At 47.8% G+C, this 12,392-nt stretch carries 14 protein-coding genes; 12 read left to right on the top strand and 2 right to left on the bottom strand.

All coding sequences use genetic code 11. The annotated features are described in order from the left end of the window. Positions 1–340: 340 nt before the first annotated feature. From ACMGEE_RS19255 to ACMGEE_RS19220, 8 genes are all read left to right on the top strand, one after another. On the top strand, positions 341–1,450 hold the full coding sequence (locus ACMGEE_RS19255; RefSeq protein ID WP_436830512.1) for a hypothetical protein: 1,110 nt from the start codon (positions 341–343) through the stop codon (positions 1,448–1,450). Next, positions 1,450–2,082, top strand: coding sequence for a hypothetical protein (locus tag ACMGEE_RS19250; protein ID WP_436830511.1), 633 nt, complete (start codon positions 1,450–1,452; stop codon positions 2,080–2,082). The genes ACMGEE_RS19255 and ACMGEE_RS19250 overlap by 1 nt, the downstream gene beginning before the upstream one ends. Positions 2,083–2,232: 150 nt before the next feature. Next, positions 2,233–3,054, top strand: coding sequence for a DUF4062 domain-containing protein (locus ACMGEE_RS19245; protein ID WP_436830510.1), 822 nt, complete (start codon positions 2,233–2,235; stop codon positions 3,052–3,054). Between the two features lie 362 nt (positions 3,055–3,416). After that, on the top strand, positions 3,417–3,578 hold the full coding sequence (locus tag ACMGEE_RS19240) for a DUF943 family protein (RefSeq protein ID WP_367399469.1): 162 nt from the start codon (positions 3,417–3,419) through the stop codon (positions 3,576–3,578). A 16-nt stretch (positions 3,579–3,594) separates the two neighbouring features. Beyond that, on the top strand, positions 3,595–3,861 hold the full coding sequence (locus ACMGEE_RS19235; RefSeq protein ID WP_367399468.1) for a DUF943 family protein: 267 nt from the start codon (positions 3,595–3,597) through the stop codon (positions 3,859–3,861). A 247-nt stretch (positions 3,862–4,108) separates the two neighbouring features. Beyond that, positions 4,109–4,957, top strand: coding sequence for a YPO3983 family protein (locus ACMGEE_RS19230; protein WP_436830509.1), 849 nt, complete (start codon positions 4,109–4,111; stop codon positions 4,955–4,957). Next, positions 4,947–5,411, top strand: coding sequence for a DUF943 family protein (locus ACMGEE_RS19225; RefSeq protein ID WP_301253387.1), 465 nt, complete (start codon positions 4,947–4,949; stop codon positions 5,409–5,411). Before ACMGEE_RS19230 ends, ACMGEE_RS19225 begins: the two co-directional genes overlap by 11 nt. A 307-nt stretch (positions 5,412–5,718) precedes the next feature. Beyond that, positions 5,719–6,051, top strand: a complete 333-nt coding sequence (locus tag ACMGEE_RS19220) for a zinc ribbon domain-containing protein YjdM (protein ID WP_253456977.1) — start codon at positions 5,719–5,721, stop codon at positions 6,049–6,051. 47 nt (positions 6,052–6,098) lie between these two features. Here ACMGEE_RS19220 and ACMGEE_RS19215 read toward each other — a convergent pair whose 3' ends face one another. Then, positions 6,099–6,500, bottom strand: coding sequence for a hypothetical protein (locus ACMGEE_RS19215; protein ID WP_301730987.1), 402 nt, complete (start codon positions 6,498–6,500; stop codon positions 6,099–6,101). 261 nt (positions 6,501–6,761) lie between these two features. On the opposite strand from ACMGEE_RS19215, the gene ACMGEE_RS19210 reads away from it, so the two are divergent. Continuing rightward, positions 6,762–7,379, top strand: a complete 618-nt coding sequence (locus ACMGEE_RS19210) for a trimeric intracellular cation channel family protein (RefSeq protein WP_125290629.1) — start codon at positions 6,762–6,764, stop codon at positions 7,377–7,379. A gap of 5 nt (positions 7,380–7,384) precedes the next feature. Here ACMGEE_RS19210 and ligB read toward each other — a convergent pair whose 3' ends face one another. Beyond that, on the bottom strand, positions 7,385–9,049 hold the full coding sequence (ligB, locus tag ACMGEE_RS19205; RefSeq protein WP_253456969.1) for an NAD-dependent DNA ligase LigB: 1,665 nt from the start codon (positions 9,047–9,049) through the stop codon (positions 7,385–7,387). A 251-nt stretch (positions 9,050–9,300) separates the two neighbouring features. Between ligB and gmk the strand changes: the two genes are divergently transcribed. The 3 genes from gmk to spoT are packed head-to-tail and all read left to right on the top strand — an operon-like array spanning position 9,301 to position 12,390. Continuing rightward, positions 9,301–9,924, top strand: coding sequence for a guanylate kinase (gene gmk, locus ACMGEE_RS19200; RefSeq protein WP_125290631.1), 624 nt, complete (start codon positions 9,301–9,303; stop codon positions 9,922–9,924). 53 nt (positions 9,925–9,977) lie between these two features. After that, the gene (gene rpoZ, locus ACMGEE_RS19195; RefSeq protein WP_016191359.1) at positions 9,978–10,253 is read left to right on the top strand and encodes a DNA-directed RNA polymerase subunit omega; all 276 of its coding nucleotides are present in this window, start codon (positions 9,978–9,980) and stop codon (positions 10,251–10,253) included. 22 nt (positions 10,254–10,275) lie between these two features. Continuing rightward, on the top strand, positions 10,276–12,390 hold the full coding sequence (gene spoT, locus ACMGEE_RS19190) for a bifunctional GTP diphosphokinase/guanosine-3',5'-bis pyrophosphate 3'-pyrophosphohydrolase (protein WP_125290632.1): 2,115 nt from the start codon (positions 10,276–10,278) through the stop codon (positions 12,388–12,390). Positions 12,391–12,392 lie beyond the last annotated feature (2 nt).

The raw sequence follows: 12,392 nt of genomic DNA, 5'->3' as shown, positions 1-12,392 counted from the left end.
TTGCGCAAAGGTAAAGATTTTCTGCACGGTGACGAGTATAAATAGTAATGCATGCAAGAGCTGCATGGATTTGCATGCAAATAATGCGCGCCAAAAGCACACGTAAGAGCGGTACCGGCGCGGCCGGAGCCAGTACATGCAGCTGCATGAAAAGTGATGCATAAAGCGGGCAGGCGTGGCGGGGATAGCATTGCGCGCAGAACCTGCTATCACCTTATAAGGCCACCTCGCTGAAACATTTTAACGCCATAAAAAACCAGCATTAAATTTTTGCGCAGCTAACAATCATAAATTAACGGTCTCAATTTTAATAGTACTACAAAAGTGAAGGGAGTTTTGGATGGCTGAATGTACAATTTTGGACATGGATTTGAATGCTAACTGTTGGGTTGTCCGACCCGGTAAAGACTATGAATTTTATGAGCATTTTCTTATGGGCAACATCGCTGCTATTGGTCATTTTGACGATTTTATTAGTGATGAGGGCCCTATAGATGAAGATGACTTTGATTTACTTGTAAAAAAATATTACACCAGCGCGGCAAAGGAAGGTCTTTCTCGTCAGATAATAAGTGCTAACGTGAACCAAGTAAGAAAATTTCTTTTCCACATGCAAAAAGGGGATTTGATTTTTACTATCGGCTCAGGAACTGTCGTTGCTGGCATAATTACTTCTGATGCATTTAGTTCTGATGATATAGTAAACAATCTTAAATACGGGGGCACTAGCGAGAGAGATTTAAAATTCAAAATACGTAGGGATGTATCTTGGGGGCAATCATATAATCGGGAAAATATTCCCGAAGCTGTTAAACGATCTTTTAAGGCCAATCAAACAGTTTTCTCGGCTGCTGAACATCTCCGCTCAATTTACCATTGGATAAATACTGTTTTTATAAGCGAGGGTACTGTTTACTCAAGCTCAAGAATTAATCAAGAAAGTGATATCCATCACTATTCTGTTACAAAGTTTGCCGAAGTCTTAAACAAAATAGAAGCTTTGGCAACTATAGTTGAAGATGATTATAAAAAAAATTCCTCTGATGAAGACATCAGCATTGAAAAAATCAAGAGTAGATTATCTCATTTAGCAAGTGATGATTTACTAAACTTGACAACGCAACAATCTTTCATGTCACCAGGCGATTATTGGACTGGATTTACCGGTAATACGAGAGTTGCAACGATAGCATTTACTATCGCCGTTTGTGAACTTTTAAATGTTCATCCAACTTTCGCAGAAGAGAGTGATATATTGATTGCTGAACAAATCAGTGGGACGGTTAAGGAAGCGGTAGGGAAAATAAAAAAAGAAGATGATATGAGTATGGTTATTAATAAGTTAGAGCTTACCATGCCACCTCAAAACAAAAAAGTCGTCAACATATATAATGATATAAAGAACGATGATTTCCCTGAAAATGAAAATTCTCAAAAGGGTATTAGATAATGTCTTGGAGGACAAGAGCAAGAGCTTGTGCTAAGTATGCAGGCGTGGCTTTTTGCTTCCCGTTCAAAAGGCACCAGGCCACATATAATATTATTATTGCAGTTGTAACGGCTTTAACATTGATATGGGCAGCAATGACTTATCACCTCCTCGATCAAAGAGAACGCGCGCGGACAGAATTATTTGAAATAAAAGAAAGGATAAGGAATTCTGAATCCACAACTGTGAATATAAACACAACCTCAGTAACAGGTAGCGATGGAGGGTATTACTTATATCCAGTTATAACAATTAAGAATGTCGGAAAAAGGAAGATATCATTATTTTTGGATAATGATGCGCTTACAGTAAAAAGAGTAAGATTAAGCGGCGACAAAATAATAGCAGAACAAGGTTACAACCCAAGTTATTATGAAAATGTTTCATCTAATCGAGCCGTAAAAAACAAAATATTTAGAATAATGGAAATACCCGTTGATGGAGAAAGGACTATCCCGTATGCGGTTAAGGTAAATAACAAAGGGGTATATTATATAACTTTCTCGGCAAAACCATATTGCAAAAACGATGAGAGAAAAATAGAAGATTATGAATTAGTTTGGTTTGCCGCAGAATATAAAGATGTTAGGTAAAGTAAAGCTTATTCATTAATATCAAATAATAAAATAGGGAGTAATTAAATAAAGATAATGTAGCATTTTCAATTAAACAAAAGGCATGCTTGAATAAATTTTGATATTAGGATAGTCCTTTAACCTTTGAAGAAATAAAGGCGGTGCGCAATGTCGTTTCCAGCTACTGTTTTAAACGTATTAATTGCTTCTCCTTCTGACGTACCAGAGGAAAGAGAGGCTATAACTAACAGTCTTTATGAGTGGAATGCATTAAATTCTCAAACACACGGATTTGTATTATTACCAGTAAAATGGGAGTCTCATAGTGCACCTACTATGGGCGACCGACCTCAAGAAATTATAAATAATCAATTAGTTAGAAGTTGCGACATGCTTATTGGGGCATTTTGGACCAGGTTAGGCTCTCCTACAGGTTTAGAGGAAAGTGGTACTGTCGAAGAAATAAGATGGTTTCTTAAACAGCAAAAACCAGTAATGCTTTATTATTCAAAGAAACCAGTTGACTTAGATATTATTGACACTCAACAGCTTGAAAAGCTAAAAGATTTCAAGAAAAGCATTAGGGATAAAGGAATTCAAGAGCAGTATAGCAGCGCAGATGAATTAAAAATGAAATTGATGCGCCATTTAACCATAGTTCTAAGAGAAGTTTCTGTAAATACAGTTGTGGATGTTAAAGCGGTAAAAGCAGCAAAAAACAATGAAGAAGTCACAGCTAAAGTTATAGATAAATCAATTAACAAAGAAAGTGAGCTTCATGCTACCTCAATAAAATTGATCGATTATACGGAAAAGGCATTTATTGTAGCTGGCGATACCACTAATTATGTACAAGATTTTAAAGATCTAAGTGGAAAGTGGATTAATCTGCGTTTTGGAGGAAAAGCATGGATGTTTTCTAAAAAAAGGTTAGGTGAAGTTGCAGAGATTTTAGGCGTAGAACCAGTTCTCGAGCCTAATGTAAAATAGGTATTTTTTAAGAGACCTACATTAATGACTAAACTGTTATGAATTTAGGCCTAGAAAATTTACAAAGAGGTTTAGCTTAATAAAGTGCAAACCCCACCTGTACCACAAAGTGTACCAAAAAACAAAAACAAAATATAAAAACAGAAAAAACAGCAGCTTACATCGTTAAATATCTACAGATTCAGAATATTGAGTAAAGTTGCATACAGTCGCACTCAGTAGCAGAAAACCAATAAAGCCCGCTAATTGCGGGCTTTATTATTTTCATGCTGTTGCATAACATCGCGCATTTTCTTTGTACCCAAAGTACTTTCCTCGCTCCAGCTTGGGTACAAAGCACTATTCAATGTTAATGCAACACTATGGCAAAGCTGAAAGATATTCAGATGCAGGCATGGATTAAGGCAGGAGAACGGCTTGAGGGGCGCCCCATGGAGATCATAGCCGTTCACCACAGAAGTAGTGGTTTCAGTGATGTTCTGGTCACCATTTTTCCGCCAACGGATAAAGGAAAGATTAACTGATGGTTAAAAAAAAGGTATGTTAAAAGATAAACATGGCATTCCTGAACCTGACAGTGATGGTCATTTTTATGTGACATTCTGGTTATTTGGTGAGGGTTATAAAGAAGAAGGTAAAAATGACAGGCTTTGCTTTAATGATATGAACCCGCCTGTAAATTGTATTGAAAAGGACAGGGTATTTTCAATCAGTTCCAGCAGGAACAGAGGCACTATATTTATATTAAATGATGGCGAATATCGGATGAAAAAAGAGGGTAAAATAATCAAACTTAAAAAAGAATAAGTCCGTCCTCGCAGGTTGAGACAGTACTAAAATCATCCTTTTTTCCAGGGCTTACACCAGCTATACGGAACGTACCTTAGGATGTCCTCATCTGGTGCCACCCAATGCAGAAAAAGACGCTAAAATCGGGCCATATTCCTAATTTTTGTCTGCCGAGCATCTAATATTATACAGCCCGCGTCAGCGGCGTATAATTTGGCTTTATCTGAACGCACTTATGGATTATTGCACGCAAGGAGGCGAAGTTATGCCAGCCCTGGAGTTCCCCTGTACCTTTTTCAAGTCTCGGAAACGCATGGACGACTACAACGCCGACGATATGCGCTGTGGTGACCTTTCCGAAGCAGAGCTGAAATCCCAATACCAGCTGAATTATATTTCCGATCGGGTTGATCCTTATACGTTAACCCGACGTTCCTCACTGGATCGCCCTCAGTCCATGTTCTGCTGCAATCTGCGCGGAGCCGGTGAGAAAATCACTCGCCAGCAGTGCGCCATTATCCTGTTTGATGAGCTCCGATCGCTATCACGCACATTTTCCCTTTATGGCCCATACAGCCATCTGATTGAAAAGATGATCGACCACATGCAGAACGAAAAGGGTGCCACTTTCCGGGATGCAGCGCTGAACAGGGCATTGAAAGAACAGATAATTAGAGATGTTTCCGAGGAAAAAAGCACACGCATTTTGTTATCAAAAGCATTTAGCACAGGTATAGACTGGGAAAGAAAAAATTTTCCAGTTGAAAACAAGGACAGACTAAGAGATGCAATACTAAGTAGTAAGTTACCAAAGTTCGACAGATTCCAGGATAATTACAATGGTATGGGCATTACCGTTCATGATACCTGGGCTACACATATCACTATAAAATCACTGCATATTGATAATGATCGCTACCGGACAGTGGTACATTACAAGGTACAGGACCATTTTGGTTTGAATAGCGATGATATTTTGAAAACAAAATTTAGTCAGTTCCATTTTTTCCGTATCTGGTTCGTGCTCCAGCGATACAACCAGTTTGGCTTCAGGCCATTCATGACCAATATGGAAGCTACTGTAGAGATTACAGGTGAGCGCAATGAAATCTAAAATTAAAAAAGCGTTTTGTGCGTCATTACTTATTAGTTGCACCCTGCTGGTTTACCTCCTCTTGTTGTCGTTACGTCCTGTGAAGATCATAGCTGTTCACCAAAGACATAACTATAGCGATGTTTTAGTAAAGAATTTCCCTCTAACTGAACAAGGGAAAATTAATTGGTGGTTGAAAAACAAGGAAATCCTCAAGAACAGGTATAACATCCCAAGGCCGGCCCGGGATGGTTTTTTCACCGTCATTTTTTGGGATTTTGGTGATGGATATAAAGAAACCGATGGGTATGACCGACTCTGTTTTAATGATATGAAACCGCCAGTAAATTGTATTGATAAAGATTCGCTCATTATGGTTAACAATAGCAGGAATACCGGCCTTTATTTCATTGTAGATAGCGGAACATATCGTATAAACGACAGTGGTAAGATGGTAAAAAACAAATCAGATTAGAACGGCTCCACTCGCGTAGAGATAACAATAAAATCTTCCGCTCCCTCCGTATTGTCCCCAACCATGCGAAGAAAACATGAGTGAGCCCGATCACTATCCCGCAAATTTGCTCTTTATGAGCCGTACAGCCAACTGGTTGGTAAGATGATTGACCCAATGCATAAACAGTTATTGTCTGCCGTACACTTTTATCACTGGTGAGTGCATGAACCCTGTGCCTGGCGCATATCGTCAAAGATGAATAGTTTTACAGGCGGCACCAGGCTAAAATCCCCCTTCTTTTCCTGCGGATAATTTTAAGGTTTTTATGCAAACTCTTCCTCCCTGCCCTGAATGCCACTCCGAATACAGCTGGCAGGATGGCGACCTGTTTAACTGTCCCGAATGCGGCCACGTCTGGTCTGGCAACACAGAAGCCACAGAGGCGCTGGTAGTTAAAGATGCCAACGGCAATCTGCTGGCTGACGGCGACAGCGTGACAGTTATCAAAGACCTCAAGGTCAAAGGCAGCTCGACGCCTCTTAAGATCGGCACCAGGGTAAAAAGCATTCGCCTGGTGGAAGGCGATCATAATATCGACTGTAAAATTGACGGCTTTGGCCCGATGAAGCTGAAATCAGAATTCGTAAAGAAAAACTGATCCGGTTTTAACCTGCGGCAACGATCGCCGTACAGGCTGCGCAGTCTTCAGCTAAAGGCCGCAGCTTGTTCCGCCGTGATAAGCGCCTGCTTTTCTAACTGCATGGCGATTGAACGCGGCGAACGCTCACACAGGCCAGCCAGCTCGCTGACGGAATGGCCCTGCCGGAAAAGCGCTATCAACTCCTGTTTTTGCTCTTCAGACCAGGGAAGATAAGCATTGCCAGGCCGCCCTTCCGCTCGATTCTTTTCCCGACGCTCTTCTGGCGTCAGCTTCACTTTTTCTTGCCGTTTTACAGAACTGAAATTCACACCGCTGAACTCTTCAGCCAGAGCAAACAACAGCCTTATAGCATCGGGTGTATGCACAACAGAAGCTGGCGGCAACAGCTCGCCTGTTTCCGGATGGATCCCTTTTGCCAACAGTCGGAAAATTTCACCTGCCATCATTTTTCTCGTCCTTGTGGTAGCCTGCCCGACTTCAGGATCCAGCCGTGCAGTTTTTTAATCATGCTATGTCAGGTGGCTAAGCCCATTGCTGAATAGCGGATTCAAAAAACTTAAACAAAATAAAACGTTGTCCTGGAGACGCGCACGGTTACTTTATTTTCAGATTAGGTAAACTCATTTACTTAACGGCTTTTAGAAAAATTCACTCGTCAACCTGTCTGGGATCCTGCAGGCTTGCCGCCGATTGCTCAGGAGCGGGTTATGCTACTTACTGTTTTTTATCTGATTGGGATCACCGCAGAGGCCATGACCGGCGCGCTGGCGGCTGGCCGCCGTAAAATGGATATGTTTGGCGTAATTATTATCGCTTCCGTTACCGCCATTGGCGGCGGATCCGTGCGCGATATGCTGCTTGGGCACTACCCGCTTGGCTGGGTAAAACACCCCGAATACATCGTCATTGTGGCGATGGCTGCCGTTATTACCACCCAGCTGGCGCCGCTGATGCCGCATTTGCGCAAGGTCTTCCTGGTGCTGGACGCGCTGGGCCTGGCCGTTTTCTCTATCATCGGCACCAAAGTGGCGCTGGATATGGGCCATGCCTCGATTATTGCGGCTATTAGTGCGGTGATTACCGGCGTCTTCGGCGGCGTGCTGCGCGATATGTTCTGCAACCGTATCCCGCTGGTTTTCCAGAAGGAGCTTTATGCCGGTATCGCTTTTGCTTCCGGCTGGCTCTATATCCTGCTGTTGAAAACGCCGGTATCCGACGAATTGGCCATCATCATCACGCTGCTGTTTGGCTTTCTGGCGCGCCTGCTGGCGTTGCGCTTCCGGCTGGGGCTGCCGGTATTTAACTATCCTCATGCCGATCACTAAAAGGTTCATCGCCTTGCCTCGTCTGCATAAGCAATCAGCTGCTGCACCTGAGGGTGATGCAGAAAACGCACGATTTGCCCGGCCAGCGTTTTACCTATGCCTGGTAGCTGCTGCCATGCCTCTTCCCGTCGGGCCAGTAGCGTTGACCAGTCGTTATCTTCAATAGCGTTCAGAGCACCTTCCGGTACAGGAACGCCCAGGGCTTTTACCCAGCGCCTGAAGGGCTGCCGTCGGCTTAGCGAGAATTGGTGGTAAAGCCAGTCTGCGCGGGCGGGCGTGAGGTCAGCAATTTTCCGCAGATCTTCCTGAGTCAGCGCAAGCCAGGAAAAGAGATGGGTCAGCTGCCCGGCCTGCATCAGGCGCTGCCAGCTGCTGCGGCTGACGCCGGTCATCGCCAGCGCCTGTCTGCCGCTTGCCCAGACAAGGCGGGCCAGAAACTGCTCGCGACAGGCAGGCGTATAGTCAAAACAGCTCAGAGCATGAAAAGCATCAGCATCCGGTACGGGCGGCCTGCCCCGTTTTTGTACCCGCCAGATGACCTCGTCAAGCCTGGGGATGCCCTGACCCGCCAGGCTAATGGCGACCCTGTCGCCCGGCACGATATCCAGCGCCTGCCAGCGTTTAAGCGAGCCAATATTGACCCGGCTGACTTTTTTATCATCCAGCTGTACGGGTAACAGATTTAGTACCGCGCCTGTTTTTCCCGTCCGCCCAATGGGGAAATCGACTGAGCGAACCTCTGCGCTCACTTTCAGCGGCGTATATTTCCAGGCTGCTGACCAGGTATTATCGCCGGGTAGCCAGTAAGCGCCCTTTACTGGCGTACCGTGGATCACCACGCCATCCGTAACAAAGGGCAGAGGCTGATGAAACCAACGTTCGCGCCAGTCGGCGACTTCATCAGCGTTGGCAACAGGCTTGCTCCAGGCTTCCATAATGCTGAAGCCCGCCTTGCTTAACTGCTGTAAGCGTTGCGGCATTTTTTCCGGGCCGTCCGGCCACGCCCAGATAAACATGCCCAGCTGTGCCAATAGCGGCGAGCTCTCATTACGCCGCATTGCGCCAGCCACGACGGCGCGGGCATTAACGCCGCCCTGGCTGGCCTGCTGGTGATCGGTCATCTTCAGATAAAGTTCGCCCTGCAAAACCAGGGGATCGTCATCCAGCGTTATCTGCTGCGGAATAGCGGGTATATGGCGTGCTTTTTCCGTCCAGTCTTCTCCTCGCAGCCCGTCGCCGCGACTGATTACCCGCACAAGTTTTCCATGCCGGTACCAGAGCGTCACGGCAATGCCGTCCAGTTTTGGCTGCACCCACAGCGGTTGCTTTCCCACCATCCAGCGCACCACCGCCCGCCTGTCCGGCAGCTTTTTGACGCCAACATGCGCTACCGGATGCCGTACCTTGCCGCTTTTCGCCAGCGCCGGCGAACGAGACTCGCTTTCGGGCCGGAAGCAGCGCTGCCAGTCGTGATACGTTTTCTCTAAGGCATCATAGCGTTCATCCTCTACCAGGCTGATGCCCTGCTCATAGTAGGCCCGATCCCAGTCGCTCAGCTGTTTTTCCAGCGCCGCCATCTCCAGTTCTGCCCGGGCGGGCGACCAGACGGGGCAAAAAGCCTGTGCAATGGCGCACCCTCCCAGCCCGAACATTATTACTATGCTTCGCATCTCCACACTCCCTTGTTGCTCTGCTTCGCTTATTAAATCGGCAAAATCAGAACACGGCGATAGCGTAAGTTCGCTTATGGAAAACGTATCGAAAAGTTTTTTCCCTAGCATGAAACCTGTCATCAGTACCGCGAGCCATCTTCCAGTTTTAGAGAAAAAACGCGGCAGAACAGCCGAAACGCTGCATCCTGGCCTTCACCCGTGTATACTGTGCAGGAAGTAAACTCCGACTGGCATAGCAAGAAATCATCATGGCTCAAGGCACACTTTTTATTGTTTCAGCACCAAGCGGCGCGGGTAAATCCAGCCTGATTAACGCGCTGCTAAAGACGCAACCGCTGTATGACACTCAGGTGTCCATCTCCCATACCACCAGGGGCGTGCGTCCGGGTGAAAATCACGGCGAACACTATTATTTTGTAAACCATGACGAATTTCGTCGTATGATCGAAGAAGATGCCTTTCTGGAGCACGCCGAAGTCTTCGGCAACTATTACGGCACATCACGCAGGGCGATTGAGCAGGTGCTCTCAACCGGCGTGGATGTCTTTTTAGATATTGACTGGCAGGGCGCGCAGCAAATCCGTCAGAAAATGCCGCAGGCACGCAGCATTTTTGTTTTACCGCCGTCAAAAGACGAGCTGGATCGCCGCCTGCGCGGTCGCGGTCAGGACAGCGAAGAGGTCATTGCCCGGCGTATGGCGCAGGCCGTCGCGGAAATGAGCCACTATGCGGAGTACGACTACCTTATTGTGAATGATGATTTCGATCTGGCGCTGTCCGATCTGAAAACCATTATTCGCGCCGAGCGTCTGCGAATGGGCCGTCAAAAATCCCGTCATGATGCTTTAATCAGCAAACTGTTGGCAGACTGAGGACAACTCAGTATGATGCCCAGTCATTTCGTCAACCGTGGAGTATCACACTTATGGCACGCGTAACCGTACAGGACGCAGTAGAAAAAATTGGTAACCGTTTTGACCTGGTTCTGGTCGCCGCTCGTCGCGCTCGCCAGATGCAGGTTGGCGGTAAAGATCCGCTGGTTCCGGAAGAAAACGACAAGTCTACCGTTATCGCGCTGCGCGAGATCGAAGAAGGTCTGATCACCAACCAGATTCTGGATGTCCGTGATCGTCAGGAACAGCAGGAGCAGGAAGCCGCAGAACTGCAGGCTGTTACCGCTATCGCTGAAGGTCGTCGTTAATCATCAGCCGGAAGGCTCGCCCTTGTATCTGTTTGAAAGTCTCAATCAACTGATTGAAAAATACTTGCCTGAGGACCAGATAAAGCGCCTCAAGCAAGCTTACCTTGTCGCACGTGATGCTCACGAGGGACAGACTCGCTCCAGCGGTGAGCCTTATATTACCCATCCGGTTGCTGTCGCCTGTATTCTGGCGGAGATGAAGCTCGACCATGAAACGCTCATGGCCGCGCTTCTGCATGATGTCATCGAGGATACTCCCGCCACCTATCAGGATATGGAACAGCTGTTCGGTAAAAACGTGGCTGAACTGGTGGAAGGGGTTTCCAAGCTAGACAAGCTGAAATTTCGCGATAAGAAAGAGGCGCAGGCCGAAAACTTTCGCAAAATGATCATGGCGATGGTGCAGGATATCCGCGTCATTCTGATCAAGCTGGCTGACCGCACGCACAACATGCGCACGCTGGGATCGCTGCGTCCGGATAAGCGTCGACGTATCGCGCTGGAAACACTGGAGATCTACAGTCCGCTGGCGCATCGCCTGGGTATTCATCACCTGAAAACCGAGCTGGAAGAGCTGGGTTTCGAGGCGCTCTATCCCAACCGCTACCGCGTTATCAAAGAGGTAGTGAAAGCGGCGCGCGGCAACCGCAAAGAGATGATCCAGAAAATCCTTGCGGAAATTGACGGTCGTCTGCAGGAAGCCGGCATTCCGTGTCGCGTCAGCGGCAGGGAAAAACACCTCTATTCCATCTACTGCAAAATGCACCTGAAAGAGCAGCGCTTCCATTCCATTATGGATATCTATGCCTTCAGGGTCATCGTTCACGACGTGGACACCTGTTACCGGGTGCTGGGCCAGATGCACAGCCTCTATAAGCCTCGTCCGGGCCGGGTGAAAGACTACATCGCTATCCCCAAGGCCAACGGCTATCAGTCGCTGCACACTTCGATGATCGGCCCGCATGGCGTACCGGTTGAAGTGCAGATCCGTACGGAAGATATGGATCAGATGGCAGAGATGGGCGTCGCGGCGCACTGGGCCTATAAAGAGCAGGGCGAAAGCAGTACCACCGCGCAAATCCGCGCCCAGCGTTGGTTGCAAAGCCTGCTGGAGCTGCAGCAGAGCGCGGGCAGCTCCTTTGAATTTATCGAAAGCGTAAAATCGGACCTTTTCCCGGACGAGATTTACGTTTTCACGCCGGAAGGCCGCATCGTCGAACTGCCTGCGGGCGCGACGCCGGTTGACTTCGCCTATGCGGTGCACACCGATATCGGTCATGCCTGCGTGGGCGCGCGTGTCGATCGCCAGCCCTACCCGCTTTCCCAGCCGCTGACCAGCGGTCAGACCGTTGAAATCATTACGGCACCGGGCGCACGGCCTAACGCCGCCTGGCTGAACTTCGTGGTCAGCTCCAAAGCGCGCGCCAAAATCCGTCAGCTGTTGAAAAACCTCAAGCGCGACGACTCGGTCAGCCTTGGCCGTCGTCTGCTGAATCATGCGCTGGGCGGCAGCCGCAAGCTGGCCGAGATTTCGCCGGAGAGCATTCAGCACGAGCTGGAACGCATGAAGCTGGCGACGCTGGACGATCTGCTGGCAGAGATTGGCCTGGGCAACGCCATGAGCGTGGTCGTGGCGAAAAACCTGCAGCAGAGCGACCAGCCTGCACCGGTGGTTTCCAGTACGCCATCGCGCGGCAAGCTGCCAATCAAAGGCGCCGACGGCGTGCTGATCACCTTTGCCAAGTGCTGCCGCCCTATTCCCGGCGATCCTATCGTGGCGCATGTCAGCCCCGGCAAAGGCCTGGTAGTGCACCACGAATCCTGCCGTAATATTCGCGGCTACCAGAAAGAGCCAGAGAAGTTTATGGCGGTAGAGTGGGATAAGGTTACCGAGCAGGAGTTCGTGGCGGAGATCAAGGTGGATATGTTTAACCACCAGGGCGCGCTGGCAAACCTGACGGCGGCCATCAACACCGCCGGATCAAATATCCAGAGCCTGAACACGGAAGAGAAAGATGGCCGGGTTTACAGCGCCTTTATCCGTCTGACGGCACGCGATCGCGTTCATCTGGCGAATATTATGCGCAAAATCCGCGTAATGCCTGACGTGATCAAAGTTCACCGCAACCGAAACTAGCG

It is taken from the genome of Erwinia artemisiae (assembly GCF_051400835.1).
Lineage (GTDB): Bacteria > Pseudomonadota > Gammaproteobacteria > Enterobacterales > Enterobacteriaceae > Erwinia > Erwinia aeris.
The sequence above is the reverse complement of the archived record's forward strand: the minus strand, read 5'-3'. Positions and strand labels throughout refer to the sequence as shown.

Excerpts from the sequence above, each read along its gene's own strand:
- ACMGEE_RS19255 (WP_436830512.1), top strand. The coding sequence starts at position 341 with ATGGCTGAATGTACAATTTTGGACATGGATTTGAATGCTAACTGTTGG.
- ACMGEE_RS19250 (WP_436830511.1), top strand. The coding sequence starts at position 1,450 with ATGTCTTGGAGGACAAGAGCAAGAGCTTGTGCTAAGTATGCAGGCGTG.
- ACMGEE_RS19245 (WP_436830510.1), top strand. The coding sequence starts at position 2,233 with ATGTCGTTTCCAGCTACTGTTTTAAACGTATTAATTGCTTCTCCTTCT.
- ACMGEE_RS19240 (WP_367399469.1), top strand. The coding sequence starts at position 3,417 with ATGGCAAAGCTGAAAGATATTCAGATGCAGGCATGGATTAAGGCAGGA.
- ACMGEE_RS19235 (WP_367399468.1), top strand. The coding sequence starts at position 3,595 with ATGTTAAAAGATAAACATGGCATTCCTGAACCTGACAGTGATGGTCAT.
- ACMGEE_RS19230 (WP_436830509.1), top strand. The coding sequence starts at position 4,109 with ATGCCAGCCCTGGAGTTCCCCTGTACCTTTTTCAAGTCTCGGAAACGC.
- ACMGEE_RS19225 (WP_301253387.1), top strand. The coding sequence starts at position 4,947 with ATGAAATCTAAAATTAAAAAAGCGTTTTGTGCGTCATTACTTATTAGT.
- ACMGEE_RS19220 (WP_253456977.1), top strand. The coding sequence starts at position 5,719 with ATGCAAACTCTTCCTCCCTGCCCTGAATGCCACTCCGAATACAGCTGG.
- ACMGEE_RS19215 (WP_301730987.1), bottom strand. The coding sequence starts at position 6,500 with ATGATGGCAGGTGAAATTTTCCGACTGTTGGCAAAAGGGATCCATCCG.
- ACMGEE_RS19210 (WP_125290629.1), top strand. The coding sequence starts at position 6,762 with ATGCTACTTACTGTTTTTTATCTGATTGGGATCACCGCAGAGGCCATG.
- ligB (WP_253456969.1), bottom strand. The coding sequence starts at position 9,049 with ATGCGAAGCATAGTAATAATGTTCGGGCTGGGAGGGTGCGCCATTGCA.
- gmk (WP_125290631.1), top strand. The coding sequence starts at position 9,301 with ATGGCTCAAGGCACACTTTTTATTGTTTCAGCACCAAGCGGCGCGGGT.
- rpoZ (WP_016191359.1), top strand. The coding sequence starts at position 9,978 with ATGGCACGCGTAACCGTACAGGACGCAGTAGAAAAAATTGGTAACCGT.